This is a genomic window from Mesorhizobium sp. KACC 23794 (assembly GCF_052180275.1).
Taxonomy (GTDB): Bacteria; Pseudomonadota; Alphaproteobacteria; order Rhizobiales; family Rhizobiaceae; genus Kumtagia.
In genome coordinates, this window is the sequence record NZ_CP197465.1 from 4,443,679 (window position 1) to 4,465,487 (window position 21,809).

Here is a 21,809-nt window from a genome sequence, read left to right on the forward strand (position 1 = left end):
ACTTGTGGCAAAGTAGCCGAAGCCCGGCAAGGCCGGAGGTCGCCATCCGAATATCGCTACTCCGAACAGTTGGCGATCGGAGTGATCCTAATCCGCCCGCTCGATGCGGATGACCTGCGGCTTGTCGGTCAGATGGCCATCCTTCATGATGCCGTCGACCGCCTTTCGCACCGCCGCCTCCGTCGTCTCGTGGGTGACGAGGATGACGGTCTTGATCGCCTCGCCATTGGGTTCGGCGGCCCGCTGGACGATCGATTCCAGCGAGATCTGGTTGTCGGCCATGCGCTTGGCAACCGCCGCGAAGACGCCGACGCGGTCATGCACCGTCAGGCGGATGAAATAGCCGCCTTCGTGCGAACGCATCTTCGCCTGCTTGTAAGGCTTCAGTTCCTTGGCGGGACGCCCGAACACGGGGCCGTGCTGGAAACCCGGCCGGCTCTTGGCGATGTCGGCGATGTCGCCCACCACCGCCGAGGCCGTCGCATTGCCACCGGCGCCGGGGCCGGAGAGCAGCAGTTCGCCCAGAATATCGGTCTCGATCGCCACTGCGTTGGTGACGCCATGCACCTGTGCAATCACCGAAGCGGTCGGCACCATGGTCGGGTGCACGCGCTGCTCGATACCGCTGTCGGTGCGCTGCGCGACGCCCAGGAGCTTTATGCGGTAGCCGAGTTCGGCGGCGGCGCGAATATCGGCCTGAGTGATGTTGGAGATGCCTTCTAGATAGATATCGTCGGCCGCGATTTTCGTGCCGAAGGCAAGGCTGGTCAGGATCGAGAGCTTGTGCGCGGTGTCGTGGCCCTCGATGTCGAAGGTCGGATCGGCTTCCGCATAACCCAGCCGCTGCGCATCCTGAAGGCAGGCGTCGAAGGAGATGCCTTCCTTCTCCATGCGGGTCAGGATGTAATTGCAGGTGCCGTTGAGGATGCCGAAGACGCGGCTCACCGTATTGCCGGCCAGCGCCTCGCGCATCGTCTTGATGACCGGAATGCCGCCAGCCACCGCCGCCTCGTAGTTGAGCAGCACGCCCTTGCGCTCGGCGATCTCGGCCAGCGAGACGCCGTGCTTCGCAAGCAGCGCCTTGTTGGCGGTCACCACATGCCGCCCGGCCTCGAGCGCGGCCTTGACGCTGGCACGCGAAGGCCCTTCGTCGCCGCCGATCAATTCGACGAACACGTCGATGTCGGCCTTGGCGGCAAGCTCAACCGGATCGGCGAACCACGCGGCGCCGGAAAGATCGACGCCACGGTCGCGCGCCCGGTCGCGGGCGGAGACGGCGGTCACGACGATGTCGCGGCCGCACTGGCGGGTGAGTTCCACACCCTTGGACGCGATGACGCGCGCCACCGACGCACCCACCGTGCCCAGCCCGGCTATCCCGACACGCAAAGCTTCCGCCATGACTGGTCCGCCCTCAAAACTCGAAAATCGACTGGAGAATTGCGTCAGCGCCGCGCGGCGAGCGGCACGACGTTGTCGGCAGGCCGCGCCGCGGAGGCGAGGAACCGCTTGATGCTGCGCGCCGCCTGACGGATACGATGCTCGTTCTCCACCAGCGCGATGCGCACATGGTCGTCGCCATGCTCGCCGAAGCCGACGCCCGGCGCCACCGCCACATCGGCATGTTCGATCAGCAGCTTGGAGAATTCGAGCGATCCCAGATGCCGGAACGGCTCGGGAATGGGCGCCCAGGCGAACATCGATGCGGCCGGCGCCGGAACGGTCCAGCCGGCGCGTCCGAACGTGTCGATCATCACGTCGCGGCGCTTGTGATAGATGTCGCGGACCTCCTCGATGTCCGAGCCGTCGCCGTTGAGGGCATGCGCCGCCGCCACCTGGATCGGCGTGAACGCACCGTAGTCCAGATAGGACTTTACCCGTGTCAGCGCGGAAATGAGACGCTCGTTGCCGACGGCAAAACCCATGCGCCAGCCCGGCATGGAAAATGTCTTCGACATCGAGGTGAACTCGACGGTGACGTCGATCGCGCCCGGAACCTGCAGCACGGAAGGCGGCGGGTTGCCGTCGAAATAGATCTCGGAATAAGCGAGATCCGACAGGATGATGATGTCGTTCTTCTTCGCGAAGGCGACCACGTCCTTGTAGAAGTCGAGGCTCGCCACCAGCGCCGTCGGGTTCGACGGGTAGTTGAGGATCAGCGCCAGCGGCTTCGGGATCGAATGGCGGATACCGCGCTCCAGCGCCGGAATGAAACCATCGTCCGGCTCGACCTGCAGCGAGCGGATGACGCCGCCCGACATGATGAAGCCGAAGGCATGGATCGGATAGGTCGGGTTCGGGCACATGATCACGTCGCCGGGAGCGGTGATCGCCTGCGCCATGTTGGCGAAACCTTCCTTGGAGCCGAGAGTCGCGACGACCTGGGTCTCCGGGTCGAGCTTCACGCCGAAGCGGCGGGCATAATAACTGGCCTGGGCGCGGCGCAAGCCGGGAATGCCGCGCGACGAGGAATAGCGATGCGTGCGCGGGTCGCGCACCACTTCGCACAGTTTGTCGACGATGGATTTCGGGGTCGGCAGGTCGGGATTGCCCATGCCGAGGTCGATGATGTCGGCGCCCTTCGAACGGGCTGACGCCTTCAGCCGGTTGACCTGCTCGAACACGTAAGGCGGAAGCCGGCGAACCTTATGAAACTCTTCCATTGTCGATCCACGAAGCGGGGGGCTGGACTGGCGGCGCGTATATACCCAATGCGAGGCGAGGTCGAGGCGTCACTGGGCCTGGATGGCCTCAAGCGTGTCGGCGCCGTGCTCTTCGGCCAGTTTCTGGATCCGCGCCGGGTCACCCTTCGTCCCCGCGCCCCGTCCCGAGGCCGACTGGCGCGACTTGGCCGAAGCGATCCGGCTGGTCAGCCTGGCCTTGTCGTCCTCGCTCAGCGGCTTGGCTGCGACCTGAGGCGGCACGTTGAGATTGGGATAGGTGCCGGTGTCGATGGCGCCGGACTGGGGACCCACGGACATCGCCGTATCCGTCGAGTTCGAGGCGCATCCGGCCACCGCCGCGCATCCGGCCAGCGCAAGAGCGGCGAACCCTCTTCGGGCGAAGGCGGGTAGCCGGGATTTGTGTCGGATTGTCATGTTCTTTCCGCCAAGGCTCCGTTAAACACCGCGATCAGCCGGTATTGGACCCTTTCGACCGTGTCATGTTAAGATGTCAACAAAAAGCCTTGGGAAGATCGCGGAGAGCATGACGAAAGCTTCCGATTCGGACAAGACCAGCCCCGATCCTTCCGCGGTCGAGCATTACATCGTCAAGGACCCCGAGCGCTTCGCCCTCAACATGGCGCGCATGGTCGAGCAGGCTGGAAAGGCGGCATCCGCCTGGGCCGAGCCGCGCGAGAAGGGCGAGTTGCGCGACAGCGTCGCCGAGCCCGTCGTCGACATGGTGAAGACCTTCTCAAAACTGACGGAATACTGGCTGTCGGATCCGCAGCGGGCGCTGGAGGCGCAGACGCGGCTGTTTTCCGGCTACATGGGCGTCTGGGCCAATGCCGTGCAGCGCGCCGGCGGCGAGACGACGGAAGGCGGAGTGACGCCCGACAAGGGCGACAAGCGCTTCCAGGACCCGGAATGGGGCCGCAACGCCTTCTTCGATTTCCTGAAGCAGGCCTATCTCGTCACCTCGCGCTGGGCCGGCGACCTGGTGGAGCATGCGGACGGGCTGGATGACCACACGCGCCACAAGGCGTCGTTCTACGTCAAGCAGATATCCAACGCGATCTCGCCCTCCAACTTCATCCTGACCAATCCGGAGCTTTTCCGCGAGACCGTCGCCAGCAACGGCGAAAATCTGGTGCGAGGCATGAAGATGCTGGCGGAAGACATCACCGCCGGCGGCGGCGACCTCAAGCTGCGGCAGGCCGACTACAAACCCTTCGAGATCGGCAAGAATCTGGCCGTCACGCCCGGCAAGGTAGTCGGGCGCAGCGATGTCGCCGAGATCCTGCAATATGCGCCGAGCACGGAAAAGGTGCTGAAACGGCCGCTGCTGATCTGCCCGCCCTGGATCAACAAGTTCTACATCCTCGACCTCAATCCCCAGAAGAGTTTTATCCGCTGGGCGATCGAACAGGGGCACACCGTGTTTGTCATCTCCTGGATAAACCCGGACGAGCGCCACGGCCTGAAGGGCTGGGAAGCCTATATCCGCGAGGGCCTGCAATATGCGCTGGACACGGTCGAGGCGACGACAGGCGAGCGCGAGGTCAACGCCATCGGCTACTGTGTCGGCGGCACGCTCCTGGCGGCCGCACTGGCCCTCCTGGCGCAGGAAGGCGACGACCGTATCCGGTCCGTCACCTTCTTCACCACGCAGGTCGATTTCACCTATGCCGGCGACCTCAAAGTGTTCGTCGACGAGGATCAGGTCGCCGCTGTCGAACGCACGATGGGCGAGAAGGGCTATCTCGACGGCACCAAGATGGCGACCGCCTTCAACATGCTGCGGTCGGGCGACCTGATCTGGCCCTATGTCGTGAACAATTACATGCGCGGCAAGGAGCCCCTGCCCTTCGACCTGCTCTACTGGAACGCCGATTCGACCCGCATGGCGGCGGCGAACCACTCGTTCTACCTGCGCAACTGCTATCTCGAGAACAACCTCACCAAGGGAAAAATGGAGATCGCCGGGCGCAGCCTGTCGCTGTCGGATATCACCATCCCGGTCTACAATCTCTCTGCCAAGGAGGACCACATCGCGCCGGCGCGTTCGGTATTCCTCGGCTGCCGCTTCTTCGGCGGGCCGGTGGAGTTCGTCATGGCCGGTTCGGGCCATATCGCTGGCGTCGTCAACCCGCCGGCGCAGATGAAGTACCAGCACTGGACGGGCGGCAAGCCGGTCGGCACTTTCGAGGACTGGATTGCCCATGCGACCGAAAATCCGGGCTCGTGGTGGCCGCACTGGCAGCGATGGATCGAGGACAAGGATGACAACAAGGTGCCGGCGCGCAAGCCGGGCGAACGCGGGACAGTGCTCGGCGAAGCGCCCGGAACTTATGTCAGGATAAGGGTGTGACGACAGCGGCCGGCGTTAGGAAAGCGGGCAAAATCATGGCGATCCACCTTGATGTTGCCTTATTTCCTTCATAGCCCGACATTGGGCTTCGGGTTTTAAGATTCGCCTATTTCGTCTCTCTCGCGTCAGGAGGCGTGGCTTTTGGGTCTGGACTGATATTGTAACAGCAGTTCACGCTGCCGGATGCGAGGGAAGGAAGCGGTTTGCGAGTTAGGGGAACGCGTAGCGCATCAAGTGTCGGCATTGGCGTTCTCGGGGCGTTGGTTTCCATATTGCTTGCATCCTGCACGTCATCCGGAACGCCGGACTTCGAAGCGGGCATGCCGGGTTACAATTCACCGGCGATGACGGCCGCCTCCCCGGCCCAGACGGGTGCCGGCTTTGCACAGGCGGGCGAGCAGGTCTCCGCCGCCGCGACGGCTTCGGCAACGCCCGCGGGCGAAAACGGACAGCTTCCTGAACAGGTCGCCTATCTTCCAACCGCCAATCCCGCCGCGGCGTTGTCCGCCGCGCCTCAGGCGGCCGAAGCTGCGCAGACCGAGGCAACCAAGCCCGGCGAAACGGCGAACGCCGCTGCGACAGCCGGAGCGGAAACCAAGCCCGGCGACACCGTACAGGCCGCCGCTCCGACGCCGGCGGCAAAACCCGCATCGGATGCCGCTGACAGCCTGAATGACCGGCCGGCCGCCGGCGAGGTCATCGCTACCGCCGCGCCCTATCCGCAGGCCGAACAGCCCGCACCCAAGAAGAAAACCTTGTTCGGATCGCTGTTCGGCACCGGTTCGGCCTCCGCCGCGCCCGCGCCGATGGCCAATCAGGAGCGCAGCACCGCGGCTGTCGCGAAACGGCCGCAGCCGGCCAAGGCCGTCATCGAAAACAGCACGCCGTCGGCCTTCATCGAGAATCGTCCAGGCAAGCGGGTGATCGAGGAAACTCCAGCCAAGGCGATCATCGATCTTGATCCCGAAAAGTTGCGCAAGCCGGTCGAGCTGGCGTCTTACGGCGGCGACGACAACGGCCTGCCCGGCGTGCGCCAGTCGGCGCTTTTCGAGATCAAGCGAAAATCCGGCATCGACGACGACAGCGACGTGGACATCCACGAAGAGGACGACGAAAGCCCGGTCCGGCTCGCCTCGGCTGCCGGAATGGCCCGGCTGGCCCCCAACGGGCTGCTCAAGCAGACCGAGAGCGTCGATGTCGCCTGCCTGAAGCCGTCGCTGGTGCGCGTGCTGAAAACCATCGAACAGCGTTACGGCAAGAAGCTGATCGTGACGTCGGGCTACCGCAGCCGGCTGCGCAACATCCGCGCCCGCGGCGCCAAGAACTCGCTGCACATGTATTGCGCGGCGGCCGACGTCCAGGTGCCTGGCGTCAGCAAATGGGAGCTTGCCACTTTCGCACGCGCCATGCCCGGCCGCGGCGGCGTCGGCACCTATTGCCACACCGATTCGGTGCATGTGGACGTCGGACCCGAGCGAGACTGGAACTGGCGCTGCCGCCGCCGCAAGTAGTGTGGAAAAAGCGTAATTTCGTGGTCATTGGCGGGTTGCCCGTACGCTTCAAACTGACTATAAGCCCGCTGTCTGCGCCCATCGTCTATCGGTTAGGACGGCGCCCTTTCACGGCGCAAAGAGGGGTTCGATTCCCCTTGGGCGTACCAACACTCTTCAGACGTGTAGGGAATTCAACGGCTTGGCGGGCCGATTGTCTAACGGTGTCCGCCTGTTAGACAGTGTTCGTTCGCTCTTCGTCTTCTGGGACCGGATGAGCGACAGACGCCATCGCCGCCAAAGCCGCACGTTTGCGGTTCGCAGCCGTAACGCAGGTTTGCACTTCTGCCAGGTTGCGATGACCACCGATGGCCATAATGTCCGTGACGCCTCAAAAGCATCTGCCAGTCGGACACATGCGGCCTTTCGCGGAGGCAAACTCATTGCATGACCTCCGGGCATCAGCCCATGCGTTTCACCTTTCCGAGCACATCACTTGTTATTGTGCAGTGCAGCAACGATATTGCCGCGGTTGCGTTGCACAGACTGCCGTCCAATTCCGGGCGTCACAACAAGGACGGCTCCCTTGCGAAAAATCTCAGACACGATGGCGCGGCTTGCCACGCTTCATGCACGCCACGCCGCCTCTCCCGGTGACATCGGCGCGGCTCACCATCTCTCAGCGCTAACCGCATTCGGCTCCAATCCCGGGGCCTTGCAAGCGAAATGCTATCTGCCTGACAGCCTGCCGGAAGGTGCGCCTCTTGTAGTTGTGCTCCATGGCTGCACCCAGAGCGCTGCAGGCTACGACCATCATTCAGGCTGGTCGCAACTTGCCGACGAAGCTCGCTTCGCGCTGCTCTATCCGGAGCAGCAGCGAAGCAACAATCCAAATCTCTGCTTCAACTGGTTTCAACCCGCGGATGTGAAGCGCGACGCCGGCGAGGCTCTTTCAATACGCCAGATGATTGAGGCGATGGTGAGCGCTCATGGGCTCGACCGGAGACGCATCTTCGTCACGGGCCTTTCTGCCGGGGGTGCCATGGCTGCCGCCATGCTTGCCTGTTACCCTGATGTTTTCGCCGGTGGCGCAATCATTGCCGGCCTCGCCTACGGCAGCGCAGCGACGGTGCCGGAAGCCTTTGACCGCATGCGGGGCCATGGCGGTCCCTCGAACGAGGATTTGCGGCGTATGCTGCGTGATGCGTCTGAGCATCGTGGGCCATGGCCCACGATTTCGATCTGGCAGGGAACCAGCGACCAGACCGTCGACGCTTCGAATGCCTCTGCGATCGCCAGCCAATGGTGGGGTGTCCATCAAATTTTCAGCGTGCCACCGCGTTCCCTCACCGATGGCACGAGGACACGGCAGTCCTGGCACGATGCCAGCGGAGAGGTTGTACTGGAAGTCAACATGATCGCCGGAATGGGCCATGGCACGCCGATCGACAAGAATCGTCTCGGTGCGCCGGGGCCGTACATGCTCGACGTCGGCATTTCCTCAACGCAGGAGATCGCGCGGTGTTGGGGGATCGCAGATGAGGAAAAGACGGCTTCCGCCGGTTCGAGGCGGACCATAGTTGTACACTCTCCGCCACCCACCCGAGCGCAAACCGGATCAAAGCCTACAGCAACGCCTCTTGAGCCGTCAGCGGCCACGAAACGGATGCGGGAAGCGTCTCCAGCGTCAGGCGTGGAGAAAGTGATCGAGGATGCTCTTCGGGCAGCGGGGCTGATGCGCTGACGCCTACCGTATCGGAAGACGCGCTAACGAAGGAGCCGGCGGCCGATGGGTCCTTCGTTCCCGTTCGGTACCCTGCTACAGCTTGACAGCCATCTCGCGCGCCCAGAGGCGGAGCTTTCGGCAGGACTCGATGAATCCGGCGATCGCCTTCGGATCGCTAAGACCGATCAGCCCTTCATCGGCTTCCGGATCGACGCCGGCCTTCTGCAACAGCGGGGCGGCGCCAGGCGTAAACCCGATGAACTTGCAGTGGGCGAAGGCGTCGGCAACGAAGTCGCGCGCGGCGGCTTCGCCTGTGAGGCGCTCCCCACCTTCCTCGGAAAGGACAAGCGCCACGGCGTCGAACAGGACCGAGGGCCCGCCGTCGATCATGTGCTTCGCGGCAATGACGGTTCCATCCGCTGCCTCGACGCCGCCCACCTTGGGGGCGATGACCTCCATCGCCGCTCCTTCCTGCTCAATCGCGGTGCGGAGCTTCTTCAGAAATGACGCATCCGCGCCGGGGCTGACGAGCACCCCGACCTTACGGCCGGCAAAACTCTCCGGTCTGTTCTTGACGATGCTGAGCGCCGGCGAGGGTTTGAGATCGTCGCGTGGCGCAACTGCCGCGTCCGCCGGCTTGGGCAATTCCTTGATACCGAGCTTGTCGGCGATCATTTCGGCCAACCCATCGTCGATGTTGAGGAGATGCGAAATCATCCGTTCGCGAATGACGGGAGTCTCGACCTTGCTCAATTCGAAGGTCAGCGCCATGGCGATGTGCTTCTGCTCTGGCGGGGTCTGGCTGGTGAAGAACTGGCGCGCCTGGCTGTAGTGGTCGGCAAAACTTTCCGCACGCAGCCGGACTTTCTGGCCTCCCCCGGCATCGGAAAACGACCGGAAGCCGCGCTGCGGAGATTCCCGCGGGCCTTCGCCGAACGAGTTAGGCTGGTAGTTCACGCGGCCGACGGGGTTGCGCATCGCCATGTGTCCGTCCTGCTGGAAATGGTGGAACGGGCATTTTGGCGCGTTGATCGGGATGTGGGTGAAGTTGGGCGAGCCGAGCCGTTTGATCTGCGTATCGAGATAGGAGAAGTTGCGGCCCTGCAGCAATGGGTCGTTGGAGAAGTCCACGCCGGGCGGCACATTCTGCGTCATGAATGCGGCCTGCTCGGTCTCGGCGAAGAAATTCTCCGGCATGCGGTCCAGAACGAGGCGGCCCACCGCGATCGGCTCGATCATCTCCTCGGGGATGAGTTTGGTTGGATCGAGCACGTCGAAGTCGAAACTGTCGGCGAAGTCCTGATCGAAGAGTTGGACCTGCAATTCCCATTCCGGAAAATTGCCCGACTGGATCGCATCCCAAAGGTCGCGGCGGTGGAAATCCGGATCGGCCCCGTTGATCTTGGCCGCCTCGTTCCACACGACCGATTGCAGGCCGAGTTTTGGTTTCCAATGGAATTTGACGAAGGTGGACTCATCGTTCGCATTGAGGAACCGGAAGGTGTGAACCCCGAATCCTTCCATAAAGCGGAAGGAGCGCGGTATCGCCCGATCGGACATGACCCACATGACCATGTGCATGGATTCTGGCGTGAGCGAGATGAAGTCCCAAAAGGTGTCATGGGCCGACGCGGCCTGAGGAAAACCCCTGTCGGGCTCCGGCTTCACCGAATGGATGATGTCGGGAAATTTTATCGCGTCCTGGATGAAGAAAACCGGGATGTTGTTGCCAACGATGTCCCAGTTACCTTCCTGCGTATAGAGCTTGACGGCGAAGCCTCGAACGTCACGGGCGAGATCAGCGGACCCTTCGCTGCCGGCAACCGTTGAAAAACGCACAAAGGCCGGGGTCTTCTCGCCGGCGCGCTGGAAAATGTCAGCTCGGGTGTATTTAGCAAGTGACTCGTAGGTTTCGAAATAGCCGTGAGCCCCGTATCCACGAGCATGGACCACGCGCTCGGGAATACGCTCGTGGTCGAAGTGGAAAATCTTCTCGCGGAAGTGGAAGTCCTCAATTAGAGTTGGGCCTCTGTCGCCGATCTTCAGCGTGTTCTGGTCGTCGCCAACAGGACCGCCTTGCGTTGTCGTCAGCACCGGCACGTTGCTCTCGGAGACCTGGTGCAGCTCCCCGCCATTGCCGCGGATTAGCTTCTGGTCGTGGATCGTCGCGGACGCGCCCACAGAATGTTTAGCGCTCTTGGCCATTGAAGTTCCTCAAAAGAAGAGAGGTGCGCCTTGCGCCTCTTCCCTCAATCGATGGCCAGTCATTCCGTTCCATCCGCCCCAAGGCTGCTTACGTTGAAATGCGTTAGGCGCCCGGTGGTCCTTCCTGATGCGTGCTGTGGATCCAAAAAGATTTGTAGATTTGGTGATATTGAAGTTCAGGTTGCCATGGAATGCGGCACTCGATCATCGAACTGGCTGAGCGAGCCGGAGGTGCGACCGCGGGCTGGCGGCCACCCTCACCGACATCACGGGCTCTTCGTCCCGGAATCCTCGGTCTATCGCCCGCTCAAGGCCAATAGAAAGATCCTAACGGCGAGCGTTCGAAAGCTTGCTTTTCGGCTACTGTTGGCCGCGCGACCGCGGACTTGAAGCCCCACAGATTTCACCGCGGTAACAGGTTGGTCTTCGCAAGGTCGACCACCTCATCACCTCGGCCGCTCATGACCGCGCGCAACATCCAGAGGCCGAACCCCTTGACCTGTGCGATCTCGATGGTCGGCGGCATAGACAATTCCTGCTTCGCCGCTACCACATCGAGGACCGCCGGACCGTTGTGGGCGAGGATGTCAGCGACGGCATCGGGTAGGTCGCCAGGGTCCTCGACCCGGACAGCATGAATCCCCATGGCTCGGGCCATCGCGGCAAAGTCGGGATTGTCCAGAGAAACGCCGGTCTCCAGGAAGCCGCCAGCCTTCATCTCCATGGCGACGAAACCAAGCACGCCGTTGTTGAGGATGACGACCTTCACGGGCAGGTTTTCCTGCTTCAGCGTGATCAGGTCGCCCATAAGCATGGTGAACCCCCCGTCCCCGGACAGCGATATGACCTGCCTCCCCGGCTGAGCGGCCTGAACGCCAATCGCCTGCGCCATTGCGTTGGCCATCGAGCCGTGAACCAGCGAGCCAATCATGCGCCGCTTGCCGTTCATGGTCAGATATCGTGCGGCCCAAATGGTCGGGGTGCCGACATCGAACGTGAATACGGCGTCGTCGACCGCTGCCTCGCTAATCAGCTTGGTCAGATACTGCGGATGGATGGGCGGTCGCCCTGGCGTACCCTTGGCGAGATTGTCCAAACCTTCGCGCGATTTCTGATAGTTGGCCAAGGCCGCGTCGAGATGGGCGGTATCCGATTTCTTCGCCAGCTTCGGCAGCAAGGCGTCGATCGTAAGCCCGACATCGCCAACGAGCCCCAATTCGAGGCGTGCGCGCCGACCCAGATTTTCCGGCCGGATGTCGACCTGGACGATCTTGCAATCGGTGGGCAGGAATTGCTTGTACGGAAAGTCGGTGCCCAGCATGACAAGCACGTCGCAGGAGTGCATTGCCGCGTAGCCGGATGAATAGCCGATGAAACCGGTCATCCCGACATCGTAGGGGTTGTCGTATTCGACATGCTCCTTGCCGCCCAGCGCATGTACGATCGGGGCTTTCAGCGCCTCGGCCAGCGCCATCACCTGGGAATGCGCACCGGCACAGCCCCGTCCGCAAAACAGTGTTACCTTCGACGCATCGGCGAGCAGCTTTGCCATCGCATCGACCAGTGCCTTTGCTGGACGCACCATGGGTGCCGCTGGCAAAAGACTTTGCTTGGAGGATATTTCGCGGGCCGGCGCGGGTCGCAGCGCGATGTCACCGGGAATCACCACCACTGCCACGCCGCGCAGGCCGACCGCCGCCCGGATCGCATTCTCCAATACGAAAGGAAGTTGGGCCGGGTCCGACACCAACTCGCAATAGTGACTGCATTCCGCGAAGAGGTTCTGCGGATGGGTTTCCTGAAAATATCCGCCGCCGATCTCGGCGGTGGGAATCTGCGCCGCAATCGCCAAAACCGGCGTGCGGCTGCGATGAGCGTCGAATAGACCGTTTATCAGATGCAAATTGCCCGGACCGCAGGATCCCGCGCAGACTGCCAGTTGCCCGGTTACTTGTGATTCACCAGCCGCCGCGAATGCCGCGACCTCCTCGTGACGAACATGGACCCAGTCAATATCGTCTTGCTGCCTTAAAGCGTCGGTCAGTCCATTAAGGCTGTCGCCGACCACGCCATAGATGCGCTTTACGCCTGCTTGTCCCAGCGTATCCACTATGAGCGCCGCAACCGTCCTGACCATCGTTCTTACTCCACTTGCTCATCGGCCACCCGGTGCAGGTTTCCCGGTTTGGCTCGGCATAAACCCCGTCGTCGGCAATCGAGTCCATTCAACCCTCGACGAACGCCCCAACACGACTTTGCATGCTACCTTTTGAAGGTAGTGCTCCGGCACGCAATGCTGCAACGACTAAACTTATCGGGCAGGACCGTGCTATTGCGGCGTTGAGGTCGCTTGCATCTCCTATGGCGGTGCAGGACGGCAGCAGGCACTGGTGGCATTTTACCCTGGGCCAAGTCCAACAGGATCGCTCGCTCCGATGAGGGTGGCCTTCTCATTGAAAAGGCCCGCCGGCATTCTTTTGCCAGAAGTAAGAATTTTCGCTCCGGCGGGGCATTGTCGCGGGGCGTAGAACTATTCCGTGTGCCTGGTTAGACGGTCAAGGAAATCGAGAACAAGTGATGCGATCTCGTCGGCCGCCTCATCAAGGGCAAAATGTCCGGCTTCCAGAAGATGTACTTCGGCACCGGGGACATCTTCACCATAGGCGGTCGCGCCGGCGACAGTGAATGAAAGGTCGTATTTTCCCCACACGACCAACATCTTCGGCTGCCCCTCGCGCAGCCACTTTTGCCAGCGAGGGTAGGACGCGACGTTGGTCCGGTAGTCCAGGAAAAGTTTCGCCTGGATGTTGGCCTGACCTGGACGGGTGAGGAAGGCGTACTCGTCCATCCACGCATCCGGATCGTAACGATCGGGATTTGGACTCGATCCGATGTGCCGCTGGCGAGTCGCTTCGAGCGAGGTGAAGTTGGCCTTGAGATTCTCGAGCTCGTGGGACGGATCCGCCCAATACTTCCGGCGAGCCTCCCAGAGTGGGCTCAGTCCCTGTTCGTGGGAGACCGCGTTCTGGACGATGATGGCCCGGACCCGCTCGGGATGTGCGAGCGCCATGCGGAAGCCGACCGGGCCCCCGTAGTCCTGCATGAAGAGCACATAGTCGGTTATCCCAAGCTTCGAGGTCAGTGCGTTCATCGTGTTCGCGAGATTGTCGAAGGTGTAGGCAAAATCGTCCGGCGAGGGTGCGCTGCTGTTGCCGAAGCCGGGATAGTCGGGTGCGACGAGATGGTACCTGTCGGCGAGAAGCGGCAGCAGGGAATCCCACATGCGAGAAGACGACGGAAAGCCGTGAAGCAGGAGCACAGTCGGCGCATCCGCCGGCCCCGCTTCGCGGTAGAAAATCTTCAGCCCATCGATCTCGACGGTATGATACGAGATCGACCGCCGGTTCGATCGCAGGTCTTGCGCCGATGCTTGAACGCTCATGCAGGCGATGGCGGCTGACAGGGCAAAAGCGGGCAGAGATTTCATGTCATCGCTCGTTTTCGACATGGTGAATAAAGATGTTCCCGTCAGGGCGCTATGCCCCGGCCTCCGCGCGCCGGACAAAATCGGTGAGCTCGGGCGTGAAACTGGTGTCGTCCGGCGCGATGTGTCCGCTCAGCCGCGCGGTGATCTCCTGGAACACCCAGCCGTTGCCGTCCGGATCGCTGAACGAGGCGTATGAGGCATAGCTCTTGCGCTGCGGATTTGCGCCATCGACCAGGCGGTTACCGTTGGCATGGTGGAAGATGCCATCCACATCATGAAACAGGTCGCCAATCGCGACGCCGCGGCCGAGCAGGTCGGCGCGCGCTGCCTGGATGTCGGATACGATCAAATGCAGTCCCTGCACCGAGCCCGGGAAGGCAGTGGTGACGTTCCTGCCGAAGATGATCGAGCATCCGGAGCCCGGCGGCGTGAACTGAACCACCCGATAGTCGACCTCATCCGAGTAATCGATGTCGAGCCTCCAGCCGAGGTCGCGATAGAAATGCTTGGCCCGATCGACGTCCGACACAGGGATGACGACGACTTCGAGCTTCATGTCGATTGCGCCTGCGAGTGATGCTTCGCCTGCGGCTTCTATTGGCAATCCGGTGATGTTCATGTTCGGTCTCCTAAAGCGTGCTGCGGTCACGATGCTGCGTTGAGGGTGGAGGGAGTCTCTCGAAGGGCCCCTTCAAGAATGGAGACGTCTTGCTCGACGGTGCCGCCGCTGATACCGACGCCGGCGACCCTCTGGCCATCGGTCGTAAGTGGCGCGCCGCCTCCCATTGAGCAAAATCGTCCACCCGCCAGTCCCATCAAGGGGAAGAGATCCTTCCCAGGCTGAACGAGCGCGGAGAGCTCGGCCGTGCGAAGTCCCACAAGTGCGGACGTGTAAGCTTTCCGCTCTGCGATCTCCATCGAGAAGGCCGGTGCGCCGGTCATGCGGTGCATGAGTACGCTGTTGCCGTGAACGTCGATGACGCAAACCGTGACCGGTACGTCGGCTCGCGCCGACTCTGTTTCGATACGATTCGCGATGATTTTCGCAAAGGCTAGCAGATCCATGATGTTGTCCTCTCCGAGTGTTGGAATCGACCACCGACGCCGCCGAAGTCCGCGAAGTGCTTCAATGAGAGACGACGGGAGAAGCGCGCCTGACTGCGCGCCTCCAATGATGTTGCGACCGCTACGCAGCAGTCGACGTTTCGTCGATATTCGAGCTAAGAAGCCCGCGCGATGACGGCCGGCTTCGTCTGCTGCATCACCGCCGCCATCAGGGTCTTTGCGGCCGGACCGGAGGAGTGCGGATTCTGTCCGGTGATGAGCAATCCGTCGCTGACCACGTGTGACGTCCAATTCGCCGTCTTCGAGAAGACGGCGCCGAGCTTCAACATCTCGTCCTCGACGAGGAAAGGCTCCACCTTGGTGAGTCCGACTTCCTCTTCCTCGCCGTTGGTGAAGCCGGTCACTTCCTTGCCCTGAACCAGGAGCTTGCCGTCCTGCGTCCTGACGTGACGCAGCGCGCCGGTGGAGTGGCAGACTATGCCGATCGGCTTGCCGGCCGCAATGAAGGACTCGATCAGCTTGATCGAGATTTTGTCTTCGGCAAGGTCCCACATCGGGCCATGACCACCTGGGTAGAAGACCGTGTCGAAGTCCTCCTGCCTGATGCTGTCAAGGCGAACTGTCTTGTCCAGCTGCGCTTCCGCTGCGGCGTCTTTCTCGAAGCGCAGTGTCAGGTCGGTGAGGAAGTCGGGTTCGTTGCTTTTGGGATCGAGCGGCGGGCGTCCGCCCTTCGGCGAGGCGAGCGTGACCTCAACGCCGGCGTCCTTGAACGTGTAGTAGGGCGCCGCGAGCTCTTCCAGCCAGAAGCCGGTCTTCCGTCCGGTGTTGCCTAGCTGGTCGTGTGACGTAATCACCATCAGCACGTTCATGTATGTCTCCTGTTGTGCAGTCGTTGATGAAGCGCCACAGACTCCATGACGGGGGATGTTTCGGCGCGGTTGGTTATTTCGCTCTCCGACATGGCGAAGGTGAGCGATGTTTCATCTTCAGCGGCCCGAGCGCGCAGCGCACTTATCCAGTGATTGCGGGTCCCTAATACGTGAAGATGAGGGATGTCTTCCCATCGTTGAATGGTTCGGAACTCGGCAGGCGGCCATCATCAGCCGATCGACGCTCGTATCGCGAAAGCTCTTCCGATACGGGCAAACAACGGATGATGCACATGACTGGGAACAACAGCCCAAACCTCTTCGGTCGGAGGAGATTCTTCGAGGTTGCTGCCGGAGCACTCGTGGCGACGCAGGTCGTGCCGGCCCAAGCTGCGAATGCAAGTCAGATCATCGGCAAGTCCGCCGAGGTCGAGAAAACCGAGGCGGCTGCGGCCATTCGGTCCCTGAAGCAGATCGATGCCGGCTTGCTTAACGTCGGATACGTCGAAGCGGGTTCTCTCGACGGACCGGCAGTCATTCTGCTGCACGGCTGGCCTTACGACATTCACAGCTTCGACGAGGTTACGCCGCGACTGGCGTCGGCAGGTTTTCGCGTAATCGTGCCGTTTACCAGAGGCTATGGCACGACGGGGTTCCTATCGAATGAAACGATGAGGACTGGGCAACCATCGGCTTTGGCTGTCGACACCATCGCATTGATGGATGCACTTGGCATCAAAGACGCGATCGTCGCAGGATTCGATTGGGGCGCTCGCACCGCGGACATCCTTGGTGCGCTGTGGCCGAATCGCGTCAAGGGCATCGTCTCTGTCAGCGGCTACCTCATCGGAAGCCAGGCTGCGGGTAAGGCACCCCTACCGCCGAAGGCCGAGTTGCAATGGTGGTATCAATTCTACTTCGCGACGGAGCGAGGCCGCGAGGGATACGACAAGTATCGACGCGAGTTCGCCGAGTTGATCTGGAAGCTGGCGTCCCCGAAATGGAAATTCGACGACGCTACTTTTGCGCGAAGCGCGGCGGCTTTCGACAATCCGGATCATGTCGCCATTGTGATCCACAACTATCGATGGCGGCTCGGCCTGGCCGGCGGCGATCCGGCGCTGGATCCGCTGGAAGCGAAACTCGCTGCCGCACCCGAAATCAACGTGCCGGCCATCACGCTCGAAGGCGATGCGAACGGCGCGCCACACCCGGACCCGGCAGCTTATGCGAGCAAGTTCTCCGGCAAATATGCGCATCGCCTCGTGAGGGGTGGCATCGGCCACAACCTGCCCCAGGAGGCTCCGGAGGCTTTTTCGCAAGCCGTGATCGACGTCAGCAAAGCCTAATACACAAGCCAATTCACGACAGGAGCAACAGCCATGACCAATCTCGATCAATTGGCCCAGGGGTCAACGACCCTCGGGACCCGTCAGGACCGCCGCGAATTTCTCGCCACGGCCGCGATCGGTCTCGCACTCGCAAGCGGGGCAAGTGTGCTGTCCGGAGACCCTGCACTTGCGGCCAAGGCAGATGACATTCGCCCTTTCCACATCGATTTTCCCCAAGACGCGCTCGTCGACCTGCGCGACCGCTTGAAGGAGACGCGCTGGCCGGATCGCGAACTGGTCAAAGATCAGTCGCAGGGTGTGCGACTGGCGACGGTGCAGAAGCTCGTACAATATTGGCAGACGGAGTACGACTGGAGGACGATAGAGACGCGGCTCAACGGGTTGCCGCAGTTCGTCACCGAGATCGACGGTGTGGACATTCATTTCATCCACGTCCGCTCGAAGCATCAGAATGCGTTGCCGCTGATCGTGACGCACGGCTGGCCAGGCTCGATCATCGAGCAGTTGAAGATCATCGAGCCGCTGACCAATCCGACGGCGCATGGTGCAAGCGCGTCGGACGCGTTCGACATCGTGATCCCTTCGATCCCCGGCTACGGGTTTTCGGGCAAGCCGACCACGACGGGCTGGGATCCGATCCGCATCGCGCGCGCGTGGATCGTGCTCATAAAGCGGCTCGGATACGCACGCTATGTGGCGCAGGGCGGCGACTGGGGCAATGCCATAACCGAACAGATGGCGCTTCAGGCGCCTCCCGGTCTGCTTGGCATTCATACCAATATGCCGGCCACAGTCCCGGACGATATTGCCAAAGCGCTCCAGCCCGGCGGTTTGCGGCCTTCCGGTCTGTCGGCGGATGAGCAGCATGCCTTCGACCAGTTGGATGATTTCTACAAGCATGGCCTCGGCTACGCCATCGAGATGGCAAACCGCCCGCAGACCCTGCAGGGAATCGTCGATTCACCATCGGGCCTGGCGGGATGGATCCTCGACCACGACGCCCGCAGCCTGGAGCTCATCGCCCACGTCTTCGACGGCCAGCCGGCAGGGCTGACGCGAGACGATATCCTCGACAACATCACGCTCTACTGGCTGACCAACACGGCGATCTCGTCGGCGCGCCTGTACTGGGAGAACAAGCTGAATTTCTTCGAGCCGAAACACGTCTCGATCCCGGTTGCAGTCAGCGTGTTCCCGGACGAGATCTACGCTGCACCGCGCAGTTGGACCGAGCGGGCGTATCCAAAACTGATCTACTTCAACAAGCTCGCGGTGGGCGGCCACTTCGCCGCCTGGGAGCAGCCTGCGCTGTTCAGTGCGGAAATGCGGGCGGCGTTCCGTTTGCTGCGTCAGTCGATCTGAGGTGGATCACCGCCCCTTGCGCGGACGCAGTACGCTTTGGGCGGGTGAACTCTGCCCGCCGTCACATCCCCGGTCACTTTGATCCCTTCGGAACACAAGGAATTGCACGATGGCCTTTTCGATCAACATCAATGGAAGTCAGAGAAGCGTCGACGTCGATAGCGACACGCCCCTGTTATGGGTGTTGAGGGACGTCCTGGGCATGACCGGCACCAAGTTCGGTTGCGGCATGGCGTTGTGCGGTGCGTGCACCGTTCATCTCGACGGAACGGCGGTTCGTTCTTGCATCACCACCATCGACAGCATCGGGGATTCGAAGGTCACGACGATTGAAGCGATCGGTGCAACGCCCGCAGGCGCCAGGATCCAGAAAGCGTGGCTCGATCATGAAGTCGCCCAGTGCGGGTACTGCCAATCCGGACAGATCATGTCGGCTTCTGCACTGCTTGCGGAGACTCCGGAGCCCACCGATGCAGACATCGACGATGCCATGGGTGGAAATATCTGCCGCTGCGGCACCTATGTCCGCATTCGTGAGGCGATAAAGCTCGCCGCTCAGGTTAATGGAGGCTGATCGTGAATATAGATCACAGCCAAAAGCGGGAAAATCTCTCTCGTCGCAGCTTCCTTATCAACAGCGCCGCCGCCGGTGGCGGTTTTATGTTGAGTCTCAGTTTGCCGCTCGGCACCAGCCATGCAGCCGCGTCCGAGGGTTTTACGCCGAACGCGTTCGTCAAAATCACCACTGACGGGCAGATCGTGCTGACGATGCCCTACGTTGAAATGGGACAAGGAACCTACACCTCGATCCCGATGCTGATCGCGGAGGAGCTCGAAGTCAGCCTGACCCAGATCCAGCTCGAACATGCGCCTCCGAATGAAAAGCTCTACGCCAATCCAATGCTGGGCGTACAGGCCACCGGCAATTCGAACGCCATCCGCGGCGCCTGGAAGCCGCTGCGTGAAGCTGGTGCGGCCGCGCGCATTGTTCTGACCGAGGCGGCCGCCAGGCGTTGGGGCGTCGAAGCAACAGAGTGCCGTGCCGAAGCGGGCGAGATTATCCACACCTCAAGCGGGCGACGTTTTAACTATGGCGACCTTGCCGAGGATGCGTCGCGCATACCGGTGCCGGAAAACGTGGCGCTGAAGGAGCCGGACGCATACAAGTTGATCGGCACGCCGGCAAAGCGGCTGGACGCGGCGGGCAAGGTCGATGGCTCCACCGTGTACGGGATCGACGCGCGGCCAGCGGGCGTGAAGATCGCGACGCTGGCGCAATCGCCTGTCTTCGGCGGTCGGCTGAAGAGCGTGGACGACAGCGCAGCGAAGGCCGTGAAAGGCGTGCGCCAGATCGTCCAGCTCGAGGACGCGGTGGCGGTCGTGGCCGATCACATGGGAGCGGCCAAAAAGGGGCTGGAGGCGCTCAGCATCGAGTGGGACGACGGGATCCATGCTGCCGTGGACACGCAAGATGTTGCGCGTGAGCTGGAGCAGGCCACCCTCAAGACAGGATCAGTCGCGCAGAATATTGGCGATGCGGAGAAGGCGATCGCGACCGCAGCGACAAGAGTGGAGGCTACGTATCGATTGCCATTCCTCGCGCACGCCGCCATGGAGCCGATGAATTGCACAGCGCATTTCCGGGGCGATGAGTGCGAGATATGGATCGGCACCCAGGCGATCGCGCGCGTGCAGCAGATGGCGGCGAAGGCCGCCGGTCTGCCAGTCGATAAGGTCCTCGTACATAATCATCTCAGCGGGGGCGGCTTTGGACGGCGGCTGGAAGCTGACGGCGCGGTGCGAGCCGTACAGATCGCGATGCAGGTCGATGGACCCGTGAAGGTGGTGTGGACGCGCGAAGAAGATATCCAGCAAGATATGTATAGGCCCTTTTGGGTCGATCGTGTCACCGGGGGCCTCGACAAGGACGGGAAGCCAATCGCCTGGATCAACTGCTTCGCCGGATCGTCGGTGATCGCACGTTGGCTGCCCCCCGCGTTCAAGAACGGTCTCGACCCGGATACGACGGAAGGCGCGATCGATCTGGTCTATGCGCTGCCGAATCTCCACGTCGAATATCTGCAAGTCGAGCCGCCTGGCATTCGGACGGCGTTCTGGCGGAGTGTCGGACCGTCGCATAACGTCTTCGTCACCGAGAGCTTCATCGACGAATTGGCTGTCGCCGCTGGACAGGACGCGGTTGCCTATCGACGGGCACTGCTTGAGCACAATCCGCGCGCGAAGGCCGTGCTGAACCTCGCCGCCGAGAAGGCGGGGTGGGGTGCGCAACTGCCTGAGGGGCGTGGGCGTGGCGTCGCGTTGCAGAACGTATTCGGAAGCTACCTCGCACAGGTCGCCGAAGTGGAGGTCGCCAACGATGGATTGGTGCGGGTCCATCGCGTCGTCTGCGCGATAGATTGTGGCACGGTTATCAATCCCAATACGGTCGAGGCGCAGATCCAGAGCGGGGTCATGTTCGGCGTGACCGCGGCGCTGTACGGCAAGATCACCCTGAAGAATGGGCGTGTCGAACAGAGCAATTTCGACACATATCAAATGCTGCGGATCAACGAGGCGCCGGCCATCGAGGTTTACGTCGTCAAGAGCTCGGAGCTGCCGGGTGGAATGGGCGAGGCTGGCACGTCGGGGATCGTGCCGGCGATAGCCAACGCGGTGTTCGCCGCCACCGGGAAGCGATTGCGGGAAATGCCGATCGATCCCGACGCTCTGAAGACGTGACCCCGTAACGAGCAACAGAACCAATGAGAGGACAAAGATATGATCCGCAAGGCAAAGGCTGTTTGGCATGGAACCGGCCGCGAGGGCGATGGTCATCTATCGAGCGAATCCGGTGTGCTTGCCAATACGCCGTATTCGTTCAAGACTCGCTTCGAGAATGAGAAGGGGACCAACCCGGAAGAGTTGATCGCTGCCGCGCACGCCGGTTGCTTCACGATGGCGCTGGCCTTCGGCCTTCAGCTTGCCGGCTTCACCCCCACCGAGCTTGTCACGGAAGCCGCGGTCGCCCTCGAGCCGGATGGCAAGGGATTCAAAATCGGCAGTTCGGCTCTGACTTTGCACGCCAAGGTGCCAGACCTGGATCAAGCGGGATTCGCTCGCATCGCCGGCGACGCCGAGAAGAATTGCCCGGTGTCGAAGGTTCTCAACGCCACCATCACGCTGGACGCAAATTTGATCGCGTGAATGCTTCAAGAGGAA

The 21,809-nt window shown here is 61.9% G+C and carries 17 protein-coding genes and 1 tRNA gene; 9 read left to right on the plus strand and 9 right to left on the minus strand.

Features of this window, described 5'->3' with window-relative positions:
* Positions 1-87 precede the first annotated feature (87 nt).
* From ACSBOB_RS21820 to ACSBOB_RS21830, 3 genes are all read right to left on the minus strand, one after another.
* Positions 88-1,401, minus strand: coding sequence for a homoserine dehydrogenase (locus tag ACSBOB_RS21820; protein WP_442578174.1), 1,314 nt, complete (start codon positions 1,399-1,401; stop codon positions 88-90).
* Between the two features lie 44 nt (positions 1,402-1,445).
* Entirely contained in the window at positions 1,446-2,663 is a 1,218-nt protein-coding gene (locus ACSBOB_RS21825; RefSeq protein ID WP_442578175.1) for an LL-diaminopimelate aminotransferase, read from the minus strand.
* Positions 2,664-2,732: 69 nt separating this feature from the next.
* Positions 2,733-2,981: a hypothetical protein gene (locus ACSBOB_RS21830; protein ID WP_442578176.1), complete on the minus strand. Its 249-nt coding sequence runs from the start codon at positions 2,979-2,981 to the stop codon at positions 2,733-2,735.
* Positions 2,982-3,207: 226 nt separating this feature from the next.
* Between ACSBOB_RS21830 and ACSBOB_RS21835 the strand changes: the two genes are divergently transcribed.
* The 4 genes from ACSBOB_RS21835 (at position 3,208) to ACSBOB_RS21850 (ending at position 8,268) form a co-directional block, all read left to right on the plus strand.
* Positions 3,208-5,034 (plus strand): PHA/PHB synthase family protein, encoded by a 1,827-nt coding sequence (locus ACSBOB_RS21835; protein WP_442578177.1) that lies wholly within the window; start codon positions 3,208-3,210, stop codon positions 5,032-5,034.
* Positions 5,035-5,354: 320 nt separating this feature from the next.
* Positions 5,355-6,545, plus strand: a complete 1,191-nt coding sequence (locus ACSBOB_RS21840; RefSeq protein ID WP_442578178.1) for a YcbK family protein — start codon at positions 5,355-5,357, stop codon at positions 6,543-6,545.
* 74 nt (positions 6,546-6,619) lie between these two features.
* A tRNA-Glu gene (locus tag ACSBOB_RS21845) sits at positions 6,620-6,694 on the plus strand.
* A 416-nt stretch (positions 6,695-7,110) separates the two neighbouring features.
* Positions 7,111-8,268, plus strand: a complete 1,158-nt coding sequence (locus tag ACSBOB_RS21850; protein WP_442578179.1) for an extracellular catalytic domain type 1 short-chain-length polyhydroxyalkanoate depolymerase — start codon at positions 7,111-7,113, stop codon at positions 8,266-8,268.
* A 75-nt stretch (positions 8,269-8,343) separates the two neighbouring features.
* Here ACSBOB_RS21850 and ACSBOB_RS21855 read toward each other — a convergent pair whose 3' ends face one another.
* The 6 genes from ACSBOB_RS21855 to ACSBOB_RS21880 all read right to left on the minus strand — a co-directional run bounded on the left by ACSBOB_RS21855 (position 8,344) and on the right by ACSBOB_RS21880 (position 15,876).
* Positions 8,344-10,455 (minus strand): catalase, encoded by a 2,112-nt coding sequence (locus ACSBOB_RS21855; RefSeq protein ID WP_442578180.1) that lies wholly within the window; start codon positions 10,453-10,455, stop codon positions 8,344-8,346.
* A 403-nt stretch (positions 10,456-10,858) separates the two neighbouring features.
* Complete coding sequence (gene poxB / locus ACSBOB_RS21860) at positions 10,859-12,592, minus strand: ubiquinone-dependent pyruvate dehydrogenase (RefSeq protein ID WP_442578181.1); 1,734 nt, start codon at positions 12,590-12,592, stop codon at positions 10,859-10,861.
* Between the two features lie 393 nt (positions 12,593-12,985).
* Entirely contained in the window at positions 12,986-13,942 is a 957-nt protein-coding gene (locus ACSBOB_RS21865) for an alpha/beta fold hydrolase (protein ID WP_442578182.1), read from the minus strand.
* A 49-nt stretch (positions 13,943-13,991) separates the two neighbouring features.
* Entirely contained in the window at positions 13,992-14,561 is a 570-nt protein-coding gene (locus tag ACSBOB_RS21870; protein WP_442578183.1) for a VOC family protein, read from the minus strand.
* Between the two features lie 26 nt (positions 14,562-14,587).
* Positions 14,588-15,007: a GlcG/HbpS family heme-binding protein gene (locus ACSBOB_RS21875; RefSeq protein ID WP_442578184.1), complete on the minus strand. Its 420-nt coding sequence runs from the start codon at positions 15,005-15,007 to the stop codon at positions 14,588-14,590.
* Positions 15,008-15,162: 155 nt separating this feature from the next.
* The gene (locus tag ACSBOB_RS21880) at positions 15,163-15,876 is read right to left on the minus strand and encodes a type 1 glutamine amidotransferase domain-containing protein (protein WP_442578185.1); all 714 of its coding nucleotides are present in this window, start codon (positions 15,874-15,876) and stop codon (positions 15,163-15,165) included.
* Positions 15,877-16,169: 293 nt separating this feature from the next.
* Here ACSBOB_RS21880 and ACSBOB_RS21885 point away from each other — a divergent pair, with 293 nt between their 5' ends.
* The 5 genes from ACSBOB_RS21885 (at position 16,170) to ACSBOB_RS21905 (ending at position 21,794) form a co-directional block, all read left to right on the plus strand.
* Positions 16,170-17,225: an alpha/beta fold hydrolase gene (locus tag ACSBOB_RS21885; protein WP_442578186.1), complete on the plus strand. Its 1,056-nt coding sequence runs from the start codon at positions 16,170-16,172 to the stop codon at positions 17,223-17,225.
* A gap of 33 nt (positions 17,226-17,258) precedes the next feature.
* Positions 17,259-18,590, plus strand: a complete 1,332-nt coding sequence (locus ACSBOB_RS21890) for an epoxide hydrolase family protein (RefSeq protein WP_442578187.1) — start codon at positions 17,259-17,261, stop codon at positions 18,588-18,590.
* A gap of 109 nt (positions 18,591-18,699) precedes the next feature.
* Positions 18,700-19,164: a (2Fe-2S)-binding protein gene (locus ACSBOB_RS21895; RefSeq protein ID WP_396646021.1), complete on the plus strand. Its 465-nt coding sequence runs from the start codon at positions 18,700-18,702 to the stop codon at positions 19,162-19,164.
* A gap of 2 nt (positions 19,165-19,166) precedes the next feature.
* A complete protein-coding gene (locus ACSBOB_RS21900; protein WP_442578188.1) occupies positions 19,167-21,329 on the plus strand; it encodes a molybdopterin cofactor-binding domain-containing protein in 2,163 nt (720 codons plus the stop codon).
* Positions 21,330-21,368: 39 nt separating this feature from the next.
* Entirely contained in the window at positions 21,369-21,794 is a 426-nt protein-coding gene (locus tag ACSBOB_RS21905; protein WP_442578189.1) for an OsmC family protein, read from the plus strand.
* The last annotated feature ends 15 nt before the right edge of the window (positions 21,795-21,809 follow it).